The following is a 16,062-nucleotide window of genomic DNA, read 5'->3' as shown; positions in this document are numbered from 1 at the left end:
TCGGCCCGACCGGCGCGTCTCATTCGGTGAACGCTCAGGCCGGGTTGGTGGCGTGCTGGGGCAGCCGTGCTCCGGACGCGGCGGCGAAACCGGCGAGCGCGATCTCCGCGGCCTGCCGCAGATCCTCGCGGCTGACCCCGGCGGCGGCGTGTATCGCGTGACCCTCGGTGACGATCATGACGAAGCGGGCGAGCGCGGCGGGGTCGGCGTCGGCCGGTAGGTCCCCCTCGGCGACCGCGCGGACGAACCGGTCGGCGAGGGCGTGTTCACCGGCCAGGCGGCTGGCGGCGAGGAACCCGGCGACCGGGGCGTTCTCGGTGGAGCAGGCGGTGCCGCCCTGGATCGACAGGCAACCGGCCGGGCGGTCGGGTCGGGTCACGGCGAGCACGTTCTCGCGGAGCAGGGCTGCGACGACCTCGTACGCGGTGGGCTGGGCGAACGCGGTGCGCGCGTACTCCATGTCCTGTTCGGCGTAGCGGGCCACGACCTTGCGGAACAACTCCTCCTTGCCACCGAAGGCGGCGTAGAGGCTGGGCTTGTTGATGCCCATGGCGGCGGTGAGGTCGGTCACCGAGGCGCCCTCGTATCCCTGACGCCAGAAAACCTCCAACGCGCGCTCCAGCGCCTCGTCGGCGTCGAACCCGCGTGGTCGCCCTCGCTGCGGCACAGCCACCACCTCCGCCCACCATGCTACCCATCGTGAAACCGATCGGTACAGAAATTTGCGGGCCAAGCCGGGGGGTTGCTACGGTCGGATCAGTACCGATCGGTACAGAAATCGTGAGGAGATCGATCGTGGGACAGCTTGACGGCAAGACCGCCCTCGTCACCGGGGGAACCACGGGCATCGGCCTGGCCGCCGCCCGCCGCTTCGCCGCCGAAGGCGCGTACGTCTTCGTCACCGGCCGACGCAAGGGCCCGCTGGACGAGGCGGTGGCCAGCATCGGCGCCGACGTCACCGGTATCGCCAGCGACGTCAGCAAGCTCGACGACCTGGACCGGGTGATGCGGGCGATCCAGGACCGGGGCGCGGGGCTTGACGTGGTGTTCGCCAACGCCGGGGGCGGCGAGTTCCGTCCGCTCGACTCGATCACGGTCGAGCACATCGCGAACACCTTCGACACCAACGTCCACGGCACCGTCTTCACCGTGCAGAAGGCCCTGCCCCTGCTCAATGAGGGCGCCTCGATCGTGCTGACCGGCTCGACGGCCGCGAGCAACGGGACCCCGGCGTTCAGCGTCTACGCCGCGTCCAAGGCCGCCATCCGCTCGTTCGGCCGCACCTGGGCCGCCGAACTGATCGGCCGGAAGATCCGGGTCAACACCCTGGTTCCCGGCTCGACCGAGACCCCCGGGCTCGCGGGCCTGGCACCCAGCCCCGAGGATGCCCCCGGGCTGCTGGAGGCCATCGCCTCGGGCGTGCCCATGAAGCGAATGGCACACCCCGACGAGATCGCCAACGCGGCGCTGTTCCTCGCCTCCGACCAGAGCAGCTTCATGACCGGCGGCGAGCTGTTCGTCGACGGCGGCGAGCAGCAGCTCTGACGCGGAAACGCCCGGTCGATCCTCGCGGATCGACCGGGCGTTTCTGCATTTCAGGAGCGGTGGCGGAGGGATTTGAACCCTCGGAGGGCGTTAACCCTCACACGCTTTCGAGGCGTGCTCCTTAGGCCGCTCGGACACGCCACCGCCGACGAGGGTACAGGACCCCTGGTTCCGACGCCGAACCGGTATCGCCCGCACCGGCCTGGCAGGATCTTTGCCATGAGTACGCACATCGGCGCGAAGCCGGGCGAGATCGCCGAGCGGGTCCTGATGCCGGGCGACCCGCTGCGGGCCAAGTGGATCGCGGAGACCTACCTCGAGGGCGCGACCTGCTACTCGACGGTTCGGGGCATGTTGGGCTTCACCGGCCGCTGGAACGGCGTCGAGGTTTCCGTCCAGGGCTCCGGCATGGGCATGCCGTCCGCCTCCATCTACGCCCACGAGCTGATCAACGAGTACGGCGTGAAGACGCTGATCCGGGTCGGTTCCTGTGGCGCCCTCAGCACCGACCTGCAACTGCGCGACGTGGTGGCGGCGATCGGGTCGTCCACCGACTCGAACATGAACCGGATGCGGTTCGACGGGTTGATCGACTACGCGCCGGTGGCCGACTTCGGGCTGCTGCGTACCTCGGTCGAGGTGGCCGAGCGGCGCGGCATCGCCATGCGCGTCGGGCCGATCCTGGCGGCGGACGCCTTCTACACCGACCGGCCGGACCTCTACGACACGCTGGCCGACTACGGCGTGCTGGCGGTGGAGATGGAGAGCGCGGCGCTCTACACGATCGCCGCCCGGTTCAAGGCCCGCGCGCTGACCGTGCTGACCGTCAGCGACCACATCAAGACCGGCGAGAAGACCACCTCGGAGGAGCGGGAGCAGACCTTCAGCCAGATGGTCGAGATCGCCCTGGACACCATCATCGCCTGACCGTTCGTCGTACCCGCCGCCCCGTCGTTCGTCCGGACGGCGGGGCGGTGCGCTGTGGGGCGAGGTGACGGCGATCACGGGTGAAAACAATACGACCGGTCGTGCTTGTTTAGTACGGTGTCCGCATGACCGTCGACGGACGCCTGGCCCGGGGCGAGCGCACCCGCAACGCCGCGCTGGACGCGGCCGTCGTGCTCGCCACCCAGGCCGGCCTCGACGGGCTCAGCCTCGCCCAGCTCGCCGACACGCTCGGGGTGAGCAAATCCGGCCTCTTCGCGCACTGGCGGTCGAAGGAGGCGCTCCAGCTCGCCGCGATCGACCGCGCGGTGGCCCTCTGGCAGGAGCGGATCGTCGCGCCGGCGCTGCTCGCCCCGCGGGGCGTACGGCGGCTCCGCGCCCTGCACGAGGCTCGGCTCGACTTCTACGCCACCGGGGTCCTCCCCGGGGGCTGCTTCTTCGCCAACACCCAGTTCGAGTTCAACGCCCGCCCCGGCCCGGTCCGGGACCGGCTCGCCGAGACGTACGGCCAGTGGACGGCGTTCCTCGAACGCCTCGTCCAGCAAGCGGTCGACGCCGGCGAACTCCCCGCCGACCTGGACGTCCCCCAGTTGGCGTACGAGATCGACGCCCTCGGGATGGGTGCCGCGATGCACTCCCGGCTGCTCGACCCGGACGCCGCCTACCGGCACGCCCGCGCCGGCCTGCTGGACCGCCTGCGGGCGCTCTGCCCCGACCCGACCCTGCCAACGGAAGGCTCCCCATGACCCGCGCCGTCGCCGACCAGCCCACCGTCGAGTTCGGACACGTCGAGCACGTCACGGTGCACTTCGACGACCTCGACGCGATGGGCATCCTGCACAACGCTCGTTACGCGGTGCTGCTGGAACGGGCCCTGACGCCGTACTGGACCGAGCGGGGGCTGGCCTACCGGGGCGGCGCCACCCCGCCGGACCTGTTCCACGCGGTCCGCGAGTTCACCATCACCTACCGGGCGCCGATCGCCGCCACCGGCCCGGTGGCGGTGCACTTCTGGCTCGAACACTTCGGCACCAGCAGCGCCGAGTACGCCTTCCAGTTCCGCTCCGTCGACGGCGCGACGGTGCACGCCGAGGGCCGGCGGGCCATCGTCCGCCTCGACCCGGCCACCCTGCGGCCCGCACCGTGGACCGAGGCCGCCCGGGCGGTGGCCGCCACCCTGCTCCGCCCCGCCGCCTGACGCGCTCCGGCAACGCCTTCGGGTGCGTCCACTGTCGCCGGAGCGACAACAGACGCACCCGATGGAGGCGTCCCGGCCGAGGCTCAGCCCAGCGCCTCGGTGGGGGCGAGCCGGGCGGCGCGGACGGCCGGGTAGAGACCCGCCAGACCGCCGATCAGCAGGGTCGCCCCGACGCCGCCGGCCATCGCCCAGACCGGCACCACGGTCGGCCACTGCCGCCAGAGGGCGTAGCCGGCGGTGACCAGGATGCCGAGCAGCACCCCGCCCGCCCCGCCGAGCGTCGAGAGCAGCAGCGACTCGGCCAGGAACTGGACCCGGACCTGCCCCCGGGTGGCACCCAGCGACCGCCGCAAGCCGATCTCGGCCCGCCGTTCCAGCACCGAGATGACCATCGTGTTGGCGACCCCGACACCACCGACCAGCAGCGCCACCGCGCCCAACCCGAGCAGCAGCCCGGTGAACGCCTCGTCGGTGGCCGCCGCGGCGGCCAGCGCGTCCGAGGGCCGGGAGACCTGCACCTCGTTCGGCGCCTCCGGGTTGGCCGTCGCGCCGAGCACCGTCCGGACCGCCTCCACCGAGGCCTCCCGTGACCGCGTGTAGACCGTGGTCGGGTGCCCGTCGAAACCGAGGTACGCCGCCGCGGCGGGCCAGCCGACCAACGCCGAACTGTCCAACTCCGGGGCGAGTGGGGCCGGGGCGAGGATGCCGACCACGGTGAACCAGCGCCCGCCCAGGTGGACCTGCACGTCCGGTCCGGCCGCGCCGAGCCCCAGCCGCCGGGCGGCGGCGTCGCCGAGCACCACGGCCGGATAGCGCTCGGTGGCCTCGTTCAGCCAGGTGCCGCTGCGTACCGTCGCGCCCACCGTGCCGAGCAGGCCGAGGTGGGCGGCCCGGGTGGCGATGCCACCCGTCTCGCCGGACGGTATGCGATCACTGCGGTAGACCGGGGTGTCCGGCAGTTGGGCGGTGGCGGCGACACCGGTCACCGGACCGATCCGGCCGATCATGGCCACCGACTCCACCGGCAGCTTCGCCTGATCACCGAAGAGCGTGTTCCCGGGCGCCACGGTCAGCAGGTTGGTGCCGAGCCGGTCCAGCGTGCGGTCCAGGTCGGCACGGGACGACGAGGAGATGCCGACCACCGCGACCATCGCCGCGATGCCGATCGCGATGCCCAGCGCGGAGAGGAACGCCCGCAGCGGACGGGTGCGCAGGCCCACCCCGCCGACCCGGAACACGTCGCCCGGGCCCAGTCGGGCCGGCGTGAGCCGTGGCCGCGCGTCCACCGGCACCAGCCGCAGACGGGTGTCCGCCGCCATCAGTGCACCTCCTCGACGAAGGGGCCGGCGACCGGGTCGGCCACCACCCGGCCGTCGCGCATCCGCACCTGCCGGGGCAACCCGTCGGCGATCTCCCGGTCGTGGGTGATCACCAGGACCGTGGTGCCGGCCGCGTGCAGGTCGCGCAGCAGAGCGAGCACCGCGGCACCGGCGACCGAGTCGAGGTTGCCGGTCGGCTCGTCGGCGAGCAGCACCGCCGGCTCCCCGACCACCGCCCGGGCCACCGCGACCCGCTGCCGCTCGCCGCCGGAGAGTTCGTGCGGCCGGTGGGTCAGCCGGTGACCCAGCCCGACCCGGTCCAGCGCCGCCTCCGCGCGCCGCCGCCGTTCCCTTCGCGGTACGCCCGCGTAGAGCAGCCCGTCGGCCACGTTGTCCACCACCGGCGTGCCGGCGGCCAGGTGGAACTGCTGGAAGACGAAGCCGATCCGGCGGGCCCGCAGCGCCGAGAGCTGCCGGTCCGGCAGGGTCGCGACGTCGTACCCGTCGATCCGTACCCGGCCGGCGGAGGGGCGGTCCAGGGTGCCGATCAGGTGCAGCATCGTCGACTTGCCGGAACCCGACGGGCCGACGATCGCCACCAGTTCGCCGTACCCGACGCGCAGCGAGACCTCGCGCAGCGCGGCGACCCCGCCCGGGTACGTCCGACTCACCCCGTCCAGCACCACGGCGTCACCGGTCACGCCGGCACCCCCACGGTCAGGCCCTCGACGATCTCCGGGCCGCTGACCTCGACCCGGCCGGCGGCGAAGAGCCCGGTGGTCACCGCGACGATCCGGCTCCGACCGCCGTCGACCACCTCGACTCCGTAGCCGCCCTCGGCGAGCGCGAGCAGCGCCGCCACCGGCACGGTGAGCACCTCGGGGCGTTCGGCGGCGGTGAAGGTGACCTCGACGCTCGCCTGGTCGTACCCGACGAGCGTCGCCGGGTCGGTCACCGAGACGGTCACCTCGATCTTCGTCTCGGCCTCCTCGGACTGCCCGGTCGCGCCGGCCGAACCGGCCTCGATCACGGTCTGCACGGACTCGACCTTTCCGGCGACCGGGTCGCCCTCCGGCAGGGCGACGCTCACCGCGCCGCCCTCCTTCGCCAGCCGCTGGTCGTCCACGTCCAGCTCGACGGTGACCAGCCGGCTGGTGCCGGTGTACGTGAGCACCGCCTGGCCGGGCTGCGCCGCGTCCCCGATCGCCGCCTGGTGGCTCTCCACCCGCACCGCGCCGTCGGCGTAGACGATCCGGCCCGGCTCGACCCGCCCCGTCTCGGGCAGCCCGAGCTTCTCCTGCCACTCCCGGACCGCGTCGGCGGTGCTGCCGGTGTACTCGTCGTCGACGGTGAAGCCGTCGTGGCCGAGCGCCCGCAGGTTGCGCTCGAACTGCGCGACGTCGGCCCCCTCGACGCCCGGTTGGAGCACCCGGTACGCCGGCAGCGGTCCGTAGAGCAGGAGCACCGGATCGTTGTCCACCGCGTACAGGCGGCCGCCCCGCTTCACCACCGCACCCGTCTCCGGCAACGCGGTGATCGTCCCGTCGAGCCGGGCGGTGGCGGTCCGGGTGCTGCCGTAGCCCAGCTCCCCGTCCACGCTCTGCGCGTCGGTCAGCGTCTGCCGGGTGACCGTGGCGGTGGCCGGCGGGGTGGTGCCGGCGGCTGCCGTACCCCGGTCGGTGCCGCCGAATCCGACCGCGGCCGCGACGCCGGCCGCCGCCGCCACCACGACGGCGACGGTCAGCGCGAGCGTCCGGAGCCGAAGGCGTCGAGCCCTCACCGGGTGGCTCCGGCGATCTTCGGCGCGTACTGCCGGCACTTCTCCATCGCGGCCTTCACCTTCGGGTCCTTGACGTTCACCTGGTCCAGCCGCAGCTGTATCCCACCGTCGGCCGACGGGTCCGGGAACTCCGGCACGCCGTTCTCCCGCATGCAGACGGCGAGCTTGCGCAGCCGCTCCACCTGCTCCGGGTCGAGCTTGAGCTTCTCGCCACCGTTGGGCAGGTGCTGGCGGCACTTCTCCATCGCCGCCTGCACCTTCTGCGGGTCGGTGTCCTTGCCGAACTTGAACAGCCGACCGCCGCCCGGCTCCGGATCCGGCACCTCCACCCCGTTCTCCCGCATGCACTCGCTGAACTTGAGCTGCCGTTCGTCGTCGCTGAGCTGGGCCGCCGGGCTGGCGGACGCCGGTTGCGCCCCGCCACCGCCGGCCGTCGCCACCGCCGGTTCGTCGCTCGACCCGCCGCAGCCGGCGACGGCCAGCGCGAGCAGCAGCGGGAACGCGAACAGTCCTCGTCGCATCGCACGCTTCCTCTCCCGGCCCGGCGAAACCGCCGGGCGCTCCGATCCGCCCGACGGAACCCGCCGGGCGTCCCGGTCAGTCCACGACAAGGGGCGTATCCCGGGCGTAACCGCCGACGTTTACGGCGGCGTTATCCGGGCGCGGAGCACTATTGCCGGGTGAGAGTGCTGGTGGTCGAAGACGAGAGCCTGCTCGCCGAGAGCATCGCCGAGTGGCTGCGCCGGGAGGCGTTCGCGGTGGACGTCGCGTACGACGGCGACGCTGCCCTGGAACGGCTCGGCGTCAACGACTACGACGTGGTCGTCCTGGACCGGGACCTGCCGGTGGTGCACGGCGACGAGGTGTGCCGGGCGATCGTGGACAGCGGCGGGGAGACCCGGGTGCTGATGCTCACCGCGGCAGCGGCCGTCCGGGAGCGCGTCGCGGGCCTGGCGCTCGGTGCCGACGACTATCTGACCAAACCGTTCGCCCTGGTGGAACTGTCCGCCCGGGTGCACGCGCTGAGCCGGCGGACCCGCCGGGCCGCGCCGCCCACCCTGAACCGGGCCGGCATCCTGGTCGACCCGGCCCGCCGCGAGGTGCACCGTGACGGCCGGTACGTGCCGCTGTCCCGCAAGGAGTTCGCCGTGCTGGTCGAGCTGCTGCGTGCCGACGGCGCGGTGGTCTCCGCCGAGGAGTTGCTGGAGCGTGCCTGGGACGAGCACATCGACCCGTTCACCAACGTGGTCCGGGTCACCGTCATGAAGCTGCGCCGCAAGCTGGGCGAACCGCCGGTGGTCGAAACCGTGCCCGGTGTGGGATACCGGGTGCCGTGAAGCGCTTCTCGCTCCGCGCCCGGCTCACCCTGATCTACGGCGGCCTCTTCCTGGTCGCCGGGCTGGTCCTGCTCGCGGTCACCTACGTGCTCGTCGAACAGCGGACGGCGCAACCGTTCGGGGTGGCGCTGCGCGACGCCAAGCCGATCATCCCCGAGGTGGGGACGAAACTCTCCGGCAACCAGGCCGAGCAGTTGCGCCTCATCGTCAACAAGGCCCAGGACGACGCCCGGGACCAGACGCTCTACTCCCTGCTCACCCAGGGCGGGATCGCGCTCGGCCTGGTCTCCGTGGTGGCCATCGCCTTCGGCTGGCTGATCGCCGGCCGGGCGCTGCAACCGCTGCACCAGATCACCGGGACGGCCCGGCGGATCGCCGTGGGCGGTCGCGGCCTGCACGAACGGATCTCGCTCCCCGGCCCGCCCGACGAGGTACGCGAGCTGGCCGACACCTTCGACGAGATGCTGGAACGGCTGGACCGCTCCTTCGACGGGCAGCGCCGCTTCGTCGCGAACGCCTCGCACGAGCTGCGTACGCCGCTGGCGCTGAACCGGTCGCTCATCGAGCTGGCGGTCACCCGGCCCGGCGCCTCCGAGGACGTACGCCGGCTCGGCGAATCGCTGCTGGCGGTGAACGAGCGGCACGAACGGCTGATCGACGGGCTGCTCACCCTGGCGGACTCGGAGAACGAGCTGACCGCCCGGTCCCGGGTGGACCTGGCCGACCTGGCCGACCACGTGCTGGACCAGGCCGGCCCGGGTGAGGCCGCACCGACGGTGACCAGGGAGCTGGCGCCTGCGATGGTCCACGGCGACCCGGTGCTGCTGGAACGGCTCACCACCAACCTGGTGGAGAACGCGCTGCGGCACAACCTGCCGTCCGGCGGTTGGGTCGGCGTGAGCACCGGGCTGCGGGACGGCCGGCCGACGCTGACCGTGCGGAACACCGGTCCGGTGGTGCCCGGCTACGACGTCGAGGTCATCTTCGAGCCGTTCCGCCGGCTCTCCGGCGAGCGGGTCGGCGGCGGGCGCGGGTTCGGCCTGGGGCTCTCCATCGTCCGGGCGGTGGCCCGGGCACACGGCGGCACGGTGACCGCCCGACCGCGCGACGGCGGCGGTCTGGAGGTCACGGTCAGCCTGCCGCCGGCCTGAGCCGGCTCCTGCCGGAACACCGGGCCACCCTGAGGTTCAGCCCGGACCGTCAGCGGAAGAAGGCGCGGAGGACGGCCGCGGTCTCGGCCTCCAGCACGCCGCCGTAGACCTCCGGGCGGTGGTTGAGCCGACGGTCGCGCAGCACGTCCCAGAGTGAGCCGGCGGCGCCGGTCTTCGGTTCCCAGGCGCCGAACACGACGGTGGAGACCCGGGCCAGCACCAGCGCCCCGGCGCACATGGTGCACGGTTCCAGGGTGACGACCAGGGTGCAGCCGTCCAGCCGCCACCGGCCGGCCCGTTCGGCTCCCCGACGCAACGCCAGCACCTCGGCGTGCCCGGTGGGGTCGCCGGTCAACTCCCGCTCGTTGCGCCCGATCGCCAACTCGCTGCCGTCGGGGCCGTAGAGCACCGCGCCCACCGGCACGTCGTCCACGTCGGCAGCGCCCGTGTCGTCAACGGCCGGGCCGGTGACGGCGACCTCCAGGGCGCGGCGCATCCACAGCTCGTGTCGCTGGCGCCGGCCGACCTCACCCGGGCCGGCCAGACCCTCGTGGGCGCCGGGGCCGGCGCGGCCCACCGCCCCGGGGGTCGGCTGCCCCGGCCGGATCGTCTCGAGCTGAGGATCGGTGGCGTCGGTCGGCTCCGTCCCACCGCCCGCCCCCGCGCCGGTGGGCTCAGACCTCACGCAACTCCTCGACCTGGTCGGCGCAGCCGAGCACCTGGCAGATCTCGGCGGTGACGTCGGCCGGCATCATCCCCTCGTGCGAGCAGAGGGTCAGCAGTCTCTGCGCGGAGATGCCCAGGTTGGCGAGGAGGTCGGCGTCGCCCACCGGATCGGCCTCCGGGTCGACGACGGGCTGCTCGCTCTCCTCGTCGCCGCTGGCCACCGGGCGTGGCTCGTCGCCGTCGTCGAGCCCGGTGACCGAGGTCTTCAGGTCGGCGACGAGCAGCGCCCCCAGAGGGGACTCCTCGGCGTACGCGGAGTCCGACCCGAACACCCGCAGGTCCTCACCCTCGTCGAGGCGCAGGATCACCAGGTAGGCGTCATCGGCCTCGACGAAGAGCAGCGACACGTCGGCCTCCGGGTCGACGTCGCGCAGGCGATCGGCGACCTCGTCGATGTCGGTGGCGCCGCGCAGACTGACCTCTGCGGCGGTCCAGCCACTGTCGTCGCGCACCACGGCCGCAGCGAAGTACGACACGGTCCCCCCAATAGCCCCTCGACACAGCGCCGACTCGTTACGCGTGCACGTTAGCCGGTCGGGTCGGCAGGCGACCGGTCAACGCCCCGAAGGGCCGGTCATTCCTGACAAAATCGGATCAGCCGGCTACCCGACGGCGGGTGGCGATGAGCTGGCGCAGACGCTCGGTGCGCAGCCGCTGTGGCCGGTTGCGCTGGCGTACCGCCCGGGCCCCCGCCAACTCGGCGAGCAGCTGCAGGCGGCGGCGGCTTCGATCGGGGTCCTGCCGCGGGGTGTTCCAGGCCATGGTGCCGAGCGTGCCGAGTCTCGGCGGCCACGTCAAGACGGCGTTCGCTACGCAGCCAACCGGGCACACGGTGCAGTCACCGGCACCCGATGTGCGGCCGATCCGGCCCCGTCACCAGAGCGGCCAGTCACCCCCGGTGGCCCAGCGGACCGCCACCACGGCGGCGGCGATGCTCCAGCCACCGGCGGTGACGATGGCCACCCCGGTGGCCACCCCGCGGTCGCCGAAGCGGACCAGAACCAGGGCGGTCAGCCAGGCCAGCAGGCCCGCCAGGACCGTCCACCAGGCGTAGCTGGCCACGTCGGTGCCGAGGAGGCCGAACAGCAGCAGCCACACGGTCGCCGCGCCGCCGCCGGCGGCGACACCACCGCCGGTGACCGGGTGCGGTTCGCGGTAGGTGGGGCGCGTCGGTGGCCCGGCAGGAAAGAGCCCCGAGGGGGTACGCGGCAGCGGACGATCGGCGAAGCCGGGATCCGGGTTGGGGCCGGGCTGGGCGATGGTCACCGTCGCTGCCCTCCCCTCACGCGCGTCGTTCGTGCCCACGGTACCGGTCTGCCAGGATGACCGGATGCCCTCGCCGACGATCCGCCGGGCGCGTCCGGCGTACCCGATCCTGCTGCTGCTCGCCCCGCTGCTCGTCGGCGGCTGCGCGACCACCCGGCCGGGGGTGCCTCCGGGCGGCGCCGCGCCGACGACGCCGGCGGCATGGGCGACCGGCGACCAGCCCGCGGCGCCGTCGGCGACGCCGACGGTGACCGGCCCGGCGCGCCCGGCGCCGTCGTCGGCCGGGCCGTCGGCGACCACACCCCGCACCGGGCTGCGGCACGTCTTCCCGGTACGCGCCGACGACGTCGCCTACCACCCGACGCACGGTGCGTACCCGGCGACGGACATCTTCGCCGACTGCGGTGAGCCGTTCGTGGCGGTCACCGACGGGACGGTGCTGGAGGTGAGTCGCACCGACCGGTACGACAAGCGCGGCCCACAGGGTCCGGAGAACGGCGGCCTGTCGGTCGCCCTGCTCGGTGACGACGGGGTGCGCTACTACGGATCACACCTGAGCGTCGTGGCCGCCGGTGTCGACGCCGGGGTCCGGGTCCGTGCCGGGCAGCAGCTCGGCAAGGTCGGCCGGACGGGCAACGCCAACAACGTGTGCCACGTGCACTTCGGCATCTCACCCCCGTGTACGGGCAGGGACGGCTGGTGGATCCGGCGCGGGGTGCTCTGGCCGGCGCGCTACCTGGACTCCTGGCGGCGGGGCGGCAACAGGGAGCCGGCCGCCGAGGTGACCGCGTGGCAGCGCGAACACGGCTGCCCCAAGGCTCCCTGACCGACGTCGCACCGACTAGGTTCGGTGGGATGAAGGCCCGGGACCCCATTGCCGACCTGCGCCGCATCGCGTTCCTGCTGGAGCGGGCGAACGAGGCCACCTACCGGGTGCGGGCCTTCCGGTCGGCGGCGAAGGCGCTGGCCGGCCTGCCTGCGGCCGAGGTGGCCGAGCGCGCCGGCAACGGCACGCTCACCAAACTGTCCGGGGTCGGTGACGTCACGGCCCGCTGCGTGACGGAGTCGCTGGCCGGCGAGGAGCCGGTCTACCTGCGCCGCCTCGTGGCGACGGAGGGCAGCGACCTGGACGCGGAGGCGACGGCGCTGCGCGTCGCCCTGCGCGGCGACTGTCACACCCACTCGGACTGGTCCGACGGTGGCTCTCCGATCGAGGAGATGGCGCTGGCCGCCGTGGAGTTGGGCCACGAGTATCTGGTGTTGACCGACCACTCGCCCCGGCTGACGGTGGCCCGGGGGCTGACCGCCGACCGGCTGCGCCGCCAGCTCGACCATGTGGCGCAGGTCAACGAGGCGCTGCCGGAGGGTTTCCGGATCCTGACCGGGATCGAGGTGGACATCCTCGCCGACGGCTCTCTGGACCAGGACGAGAAGCTGCTGGCCCGGCTGGACGTGGTGGTCGGCTCGGTGCACAGCGGCCTGAACGACGAGCGGGCGAAGATGACCCGGCGGATGGTGACCGCGGTCGCCAACCCGCACCTGGACATCCTCGGCCACTGCACGGGCCGGATGGTGTCGTCCCGACCGGTCGGCGTGACCGGGCCCGGCGATCGGGGGCACCGCGCTCGCACCCGCAAGGAGAGCGACTTCGACGCGGACGCGGTCTTCGCCGCCTGCGCGGAGCACGACACCGCCGTCGAGATCAACTCTCGGCCCGAGCGGCAGGACCCACCGAAGCGGCTGATCCGCCGTGCCCTGGAGGCCGGCTGCCGGTTCGCGATCAACACGGACGCGCACGCGCCGGGCCAGCTCGACTGGCAGCGGTTCGGCTGTGAGCGGGCCGCCCTCTGCGGCGTCCCCGCCGACCGGGTGGTCAACACCTGGTCGGCGGAGCAGCTCACGGCGTGGACCGGCGCGCGGGCCTGAGGCGCCCCGCCGGAGCCTCAGCGGCCGACGGGCTCCGCGGCGGGCTCGGCGGGCGCGCCGACGCCGACCACCGGTCGGGGCCGCCGCCGGCCGAACACGCCCTGCGAGACCGCGACCCCCACCAGCACGATGAGCGCGCCGACCGGCTGGTGCCAGTTGAGCCGCTCGCCGAGCACCACGGCCCCGATCAGCACCGCGAAGATCGGGATCAGGTAGGTGACGGTGGAGGCGGTGCTCGCCCCGGCCACCCGGATGTTGCGCATGTTGATGACGAAGGCGAGCCCGGTGCCCAGCGCGCCGAGAGTCAGCACACTGGCCAGCACCTTCGGCGAGAGGTCGGTGGGCAGCGGCGGCGCGCCCGCCACGAACGGGGTGACGATGGCCAACTGCACGGCGGCGAGCAGCAACTGCGCCGTGGAGAGCGACAGGCCCGAGTGCGCGCTGCCCGCGACGAACCGCTTCTGGTACGGGATGGAGACGCCGTAGCAGGCCGCCGCGCCGAAGCACATCAGCTGCCCGGTGAAGTGGGCTCCGCCGAGCCCCTCCCAGACACCGAGCACCACGAGGACGCCGAGGAAGCCCAGTGCGAGCCCGACCGCTCGGCGCGCGGTCAGCCGCTCGGTGCGGAAGACCAGCACCGCCAGCGGCAGCACGATCAGTGGCGTGGTGGCGTTCCAGATGCCGGCCAGCATCGACTCGACGCGCTGCTCGCCGTAGCCGAAGAGGGTGAAGGGCACGGCCACGCCGAACGCGGCGACGACGGTCAGGTGCGCCCAGACCCGGGGCTCGCGGGGCAGGCGGTCGCGCAGCATCGCGAGCACCACCAACAGGGTCAGCGCGCCGGCGGAGACCCGGTAGAGGGTGAGCTGGACGGGGTGCAGCTCCGCCACCCCGACCTTGATGAACAGGAAGCTGGAGCCCCAGATCACGGCGAGGGCGACGAAGCCGGGCAGCCAGGCGCGCAGCGGTGCCCTGTCAGGAGTGGTATCGGCGGTCACCCCTGACACTCTGCCGGAGCCGTACGACAAAGTCCCGCGACTTTCGGACACCGTGGCGACCACCACCATGCCGCCGGTTCTGCTGGTCGAACACGACAAACGGCGTCGACATCGGGGCGGGTCGGTCACGTAGGGTCGCACCGTGGGACGAATTGATGAACTCGCCAACCGCTACGTTGCCGAGTGGGCGCCGTTGAGCCCCACCGGCGCCACCTACGTCGGCATCGCCGGCCATGACGACCAGCTCGACGACCTGTCGCCCGAGGGCTACCAGGCACGCGCAGACCTGACCCGCCGCACGCTCGCCGAGTTGGAGGTGACCGAGCCGGCCACCGAGGCGGAACGGACCGCCAAGGAGGCCATGCAGGAACGGCTCGGCCTGGATCTCGCCCGGTACGACGCGGGCGAGGCGACCAGCGAGGTCAACGTGATCACCAGCGGGCTGCACGACATCCGCATGGTGTTCGACCTCATGCCGACCGAGACGGCCGACGCCAAGGCCAACATCGCGGCCCGACTCAGCGGCTTCGCCAGCGCGCTGGAGGGCTACAAGACCACGCTGCGCGAGGCGGTCGCCGCCGGCCAGGTCAGCTCGAAGGTGCAGCTCATCGAGGTGGCCAAGCAGTGCGACATCTGGGTCGACCCCGATGGGGACAACTTCTTCCACGGGCTGGTCGAGCGGCTGGGCGCCGACGGCACGCTCGGCGCCGACCTGCGCCGGGGCGCGGCGGCGGCCACCGCGGCGACCGCGGAGTTCGGCCAGTTCCTGCGTACCGAGCTGGCCCCGCACGGGCGGGACAAGCAGGCCGCCGGCCGCGAGCGCTACGAACTCGCCTCGCAGTACTTCCTCGGCGCCAAGGTCGACCTGGACGAGACGTACGCCTGGGGCTTCGCCGAGTTGGCCCGCCTGGAGGCGGAGATGCGCGTCGTCGCCGGGCGCATCGCGGGTTCCGGCGCCAGCGTCGACGACGCCGTACGGGCGCTGGACGCCGACCCGGCGCGCACCGTCCAGGGCAAGGAGGCGTTCCGGGACTGGATGCAGACGCTCGCCGACAAGGCGATCAGCGAGCTGCACGGCACCCACTTCGACATCCCGGAGCAGGTCCGCCGGATCGAGTGCTGCCTCGCACCGACCAGCGACGGCGCCATCTACTACACCGGGCCCAGCGAGGACTTCTCCCGCCCCGGCCGGATGTGGTGGGCGGTGCCGCAGGGCATCACCGACTTCTCCACCTGGCGGGAGGTGACCACCGTCTACCACGAGGGCGTGCCGGGTCACCACCTTCAGGTGGCGCAGACCGCCGTCCGGGCCGACCTGCTCAACCGCTGGCAGCGGCTGCTCTGCTGGGTCTCTGGGCACGGCGAGGGCTGGGCGCTCTACTCGGAGCGGCTGATGGACGAGCTGGGCTACCTGGAGGACCCGGGCGACAAGCTGGGCATGCTCGACGGCCAGGCGATGCGCGCGGCCCGGGTGATCGTCGACATCGGCATGCACCTGGAGCTGGAGATCCCGAAGGACAACCCGTTCGGCTTCCACCCCGGGGAGCGGTGGACGCCCGAGCTGGGCTGGGAGTTCATGCGGGCGCACTGCCGGGTGCCGGACGAGAACCTGCGCTTCGAGCTGAACCGCTACCTGGGTTGGCCGGGGCAGGCGCCGTCGTACAAGGTCGGTGAGCGGATCTGGTTGCAGGCCCGCGAGGACGCCAAGGCCCGCAAGGGTGCCGACTTCGACCTGCGGGAGTTCCACCGGCAGGCGTTGGACCTGGGTGCGCTGGGCCTCGACCCGCTGCGTCGGGCGTTGGCCCGGCTCTGAGCCGGTCACGGCTCCGGGCGCCGGCGGTACGACCGCGCCGGCACCCGGGGCCGTGGTG

The 16,062-nt window shown here is 73.1% G+C and carries 19 protein-coding genes and 1 tRNA gene; 9 read left to right on the top strand and 11 right to left on the bottom strand.

Annotated features, from left to right (window positions below; genetic code table 11):
• Positions 1–34 precede the first annotated feature (34 nt).
• Positions 35–667, bottom strand: a complete 633-nt coding sequence (locus ACTWLT_RS00165; protein WP_445316638.1) for a TetR/AcrR family transcriptional regulator — start codon at positions 665–667, stop codon at positions 35–37.
• 128 nt (positions 668–795) lie between these two features.
• Here ACTWLT_RS00165 and ACTWLT_RS00160 point away from each other — a divergent pair, with 128 nt between their 5' ends.
• Entirely contained in the window at positions 796–1,545 is a 750-nt protein-coding gene (locus tag ACTWLT_RS00160; RefSeq protein WP_445316637.1) for an SDR family oxidoreductase, read from the top strand.
• A 57-nt stretch (positions 1,546–1,602) separates the two neighbouring features.
• On the opposite strand, the gene ACTWLT_RS00155 is transcribed toward ACTWLT_RS00160, so the two are convergent.
• Positions 1,603–1,689, bottom strand: a tRNA-Ser gene (locus ACTWLT_RS00155).
• Positions 1,690–1,764: 75 nt separating this feature from the next.
• Here ACTWLT_RS00155 and deoD point away from each other — a divergent pair.
• From deoD to ACTWLT_RS00140, 3 genes are all read left to right on the top strand, one after another.
• Positions 1,765–2,472 carry a purine-nucleoside phosphorylase gene (gene deoD / locus ACTWLT_RS00150; RefSeq protein ID WP_252417441.1) on the top strand — a complete coding sequence of 236 codons (708 nt, stop codon included), beginning with the start codon at positions 1,765–1,767 and terminating at the stop codon, positions 2,470–2,472.
• Between the two features lie 125 nt (positions 2,473–2,597).
• Positions 2,598–3,236, top strand: coding sequence for a TetR family transcriptional regulator C-terminal domain-containing protein (locus ACTWLT_RS00145; RefSeq protein ID WP_445316636.1), 639 nt, complete (start codon positions 2,598–2,600; stop codon positions 3,234–3,236).
• Positions 3,233–3,688, top strand: a complete 456-nt coding sequence (locus ACTWLT_RS00140) for an acyl-CoA thioesterase (RefSeq protein WP_252417443.1) — start codon at positions 3,233–3,235, stop codon at positions 3,686–3,688. Before ACTWLT_RS00145 ends, ACTWLT_RS00140 begins: the two co-directional genes overlap by 4 nt.
• Positions 3,689–3,771: 83 nt before the next feature.
• Here ACTWLT_RS00140 and ACTWLT_RS00135 read toward each other — a convergent pair whose 3' ends face one another.
• From ACTWLT_RS00135 to ACTWLT_RS00120, 4 genes are read right to left on the bottom strand one after another with little or no spacing between them, the layout of a single operon-like run.
• Positions 3,772–4,974, bottom strand: a complete 1,203-nt coding sequence (locus ACTWLT_RS00135) for an ABC transporter permease (protein WP_445317029.1) — start codon at positions 4,972–4,974, stop codon at positions 3,772–3,774.
• A gap of 32 nt (positions 4,975–5,006) precedes the next feature.
• Entirely contained in the window at positions 5,007–5,708 is a 702-nt protein-coding gene (locus ACTWLT_RS00130; RefSeq protein WP_445316635.1) for an ABC transporter ATP-binding protein, read from the bottom strand.
• On the bottom strand, positions 5,705–6,787 hold the full coding sequence (locus tag ACTWLT_RS00125; protein WP_445316634.1) for a peptidoglycan-binding protein: 1,083 nt from the start codon (positions 6,785–6,787) through the stop codon (positions 5,705–5,707). Before ACTWLT_RS00125 ends, ACTWLT_RS00130 begins: the two co-directional genes overlap by 4 nt.
• Positions 6,784–7,308 (bottom strand): hypothetical protein, encoded by a 525-nt coding sequence (locus ACTWLT_RS00120; RefSeq protein ID WP_445316633.1) that lies wholly within the window; start codon positions 7,306–7,308, stop codon positions 6,784–6,786. Before ACTWLT_RS00120 ends, ACTWLT_RS00125 begins: the two co-directional genes overlap by 4 nt.
• A 159-nt stretch (positions 7,309–7,467) precedes the next feature.
• Here ACTWLT_RS00120 and ACTWLT_RS00115 point away from each other — a divergent pair, with 159 nt between their 5' ends.
• Positions 7,468–8,124: a response regulator transcription factor gene (locus ACTWLT_RS00115; RefSeq protein ID WP_252417447.1), complete on the top strand. Its 657-nt coding sequence runs from the start codon at positions 7,468–7,470 to the stop codon at positions 8,122–8,124.
• On the top strand, positions 8,121–9,275 hold the full coding sequence (locus ACTWLT_RS00110) for a sensor histidine kinase (RefSeq protein ID WP_445316632.1): 1,155 nt from the start codon (positions 8,121–8,123) through the stop codon (positions 9,273–9,275). The genes ACTWLT_RS00115 and ACTWLT_RS00110 overlap by 4 nt, the downstream gene beginning before the upstream one ends.
• Before the next feature lie 49 nt (positions 9,276–9,324).
• On the opposite strand, the gene ACTWLT_RS00105 is transcribed toward ACTWLT_RS00110, so the two are convergent.
• From ACTWLT_RS00105 to ACTWLT_RS00090, 4 genes are all read right to left on the bottom strand, one after another.
• The gene (locus tag ACTWLT_RS00105) at positions 9,325–9,771 is read right to left on the bottom strand and encodes a nucleoside deaminase (protein WP_256482873.1); all 447 of its coding nucleotides are present in this window, start codon (positions 9,769–9,771) and stop codon (positions 9,325–9,327) included.
• Between the two features lie 178 nt (positions 9,772–9,949).
• A complete protein-coding gene (locus ACTWLT_RS00100) occupies positions 9,950–10,477 on the bottom strand; it encodes a tRNA adenosine deaminase-associated protein (protein ID WP_445316631.1) in 528 nt (175 codons plus the stop codon).
• 118 nt (positions 10,478–10,595) lie between these two features.
• A complete protein-coding gene (locus ACTWLT_RS00095; RefSeq protein ID WP_252417451.1) occupies positions 10,596–10,763 on the bottom strand; it encodes a hypothetical protein in 168 nt (55 codons plus the stop codon).
• A gap of 111 nt (positions 10,764–10,874) precedes the next feature.
• The gene (locus ACTWLT_RS00090; RefSeq protein ID WP_445316630.1) at positions 10,875–11,267 is read right to left on the bottom strand and encodes a hypothetical protein; all 393 of its coding nucleotides are present in this window, start codon (positions 11,265–11,267) and stop codon (positions 10,875–10,877) included.
• A 64-nt stretch (positions 11,268–11,331) separates the two neighbouring features.
• Between ACTWLT_RS00090 and ACTWLT_RS00085 the strand changes: the two genes are divergently transcribed.
• Positions 11,332–12,093 (top strand): M23 family metallopeptidase, encoded by a 762-nt coding sequence (locus tag ACTWLT_RS00085; protein ID WP_445316629.1) that lies wholly within the window; start codon positions 11,332–11,334, stop codon positions 12,091–12,093.
• A gap of 29 nt (positions 12,094–12,122) precedes the next feature.
• Positions 12,123–13,193, top strand: coding sequence for a PHP domain-containing protein (locus ACTWLT_RS00080; protein ID WP_445316628.1), 1,071 nt, complete (start codon positions 12,123–12,125; stop codon positions 13,191–13,193).
• A gap of 17 nt (positions 13,194–13,210) precedes the next feature.
• Here the strand turns inward: ACTWLT_RS00080 and ACTWLT_RS00075 are convergent, their stop codons facing one another.
• Positions 13,211–14,191, bottom strand: coding sequence for a DMT family transporter (locus ACTWLT_RS00075; protein ID WP_445316627.1), 981 nt, complete (start codon positions 14,189–14,191; stop codon positions 13,211–13,213).
• Between the two features lie 142 nt (positions 14,192–14,333).
• Here ACTWLT_RS00075 and ACTWLT_RS00070 point away from each other — a divergent pair, with 142 nt between their 5' ends.
• Positions 14,334–16,004, top strand: a complete 1,671-nt coding sequence (locus tag ACTWLT_RS00070; RefSeq protein ID WP_445316626.1) for a DUF885 domain-containing protein — start codon at positions 14,334–14,336, stop codon at positions 16,002–16,004.
• The last annotated feature ends 58 nt before the right edge of the window (positions 16,005–16,062 follow it).

The sequence above is a fragment of the Micromonospora yongxingensis genome, from assembly GCF_052601155.1.
Note: the sequence above shows the minus strand (reverse complement) of the source record. Positions and strands in the feature narration are given on the sequence as shown.

What these genes read in the sequence shown, in the direction of transcription:
- deoD (WP_252417441.1), top strand. Translation starts at nt 1,765, where the DNA reads ATGAGTACGCACATCGGCGCGAAGCCGGGCGAGATCGCCGAGCGGGTC.
- ACTWLT_RS00145 (WP_445316636.1), top strand. Translation starts at nt 2,598, where the DNA reads ATGACCGTCGACGGACGCCTGGCCCGGGGCGAGCGCACCCGCAACGCC.
- ACTWLT_RS00140 (WP_252417443.1), top strand. Translation starts at nt 3,233, where the DNA reads ATGACCCGCGCCGTCGCCGACCAGCCCACCGTCGAGTTCGGACACGTC.
- ACTWLT_RS00120 (WP_445316633.1), bottom strand. Translation starts at nt 7,308, where the DNA reads ATGCGACGAGGACTGTTCGCGTTCCCGCTGCTGCTCGCGCTGGCCGTC.
- ACTWLT_RS00105 (WP_256482873.1), bottom strand. Translation starts at nt 9,771, where the DNA reads ATGCGCCGCGCCCTGGAGGTCGCCGTCACCGGCCCGGCCGTTGACGAC.
- ACTWLT_RS00095 (WP_252417451.1), bottom strand. Translation starts at nt 10,763, where the DNA reads ATGGCCTGGAACACCCCGCGGCAGGACCCCGATCGAAGCCGCCGCCGC.
- ACTWLT_RS00085 (WP_445316629.1), top strand. Translation starts at nt 11,332, where the DNA reads ATGCCCTCGCCGACGATCCGCCGGGCGCGTCCGGCGTACCCGATCCTG.
- ACTWLT_RS00080 (WP_445316628.1), top strand. Translation starts at nt 12,123, where the DNA reads ATGAAGGCCCGGGACCCCATTGCCGACCTGCGCCGCATCGCGTTCCTG.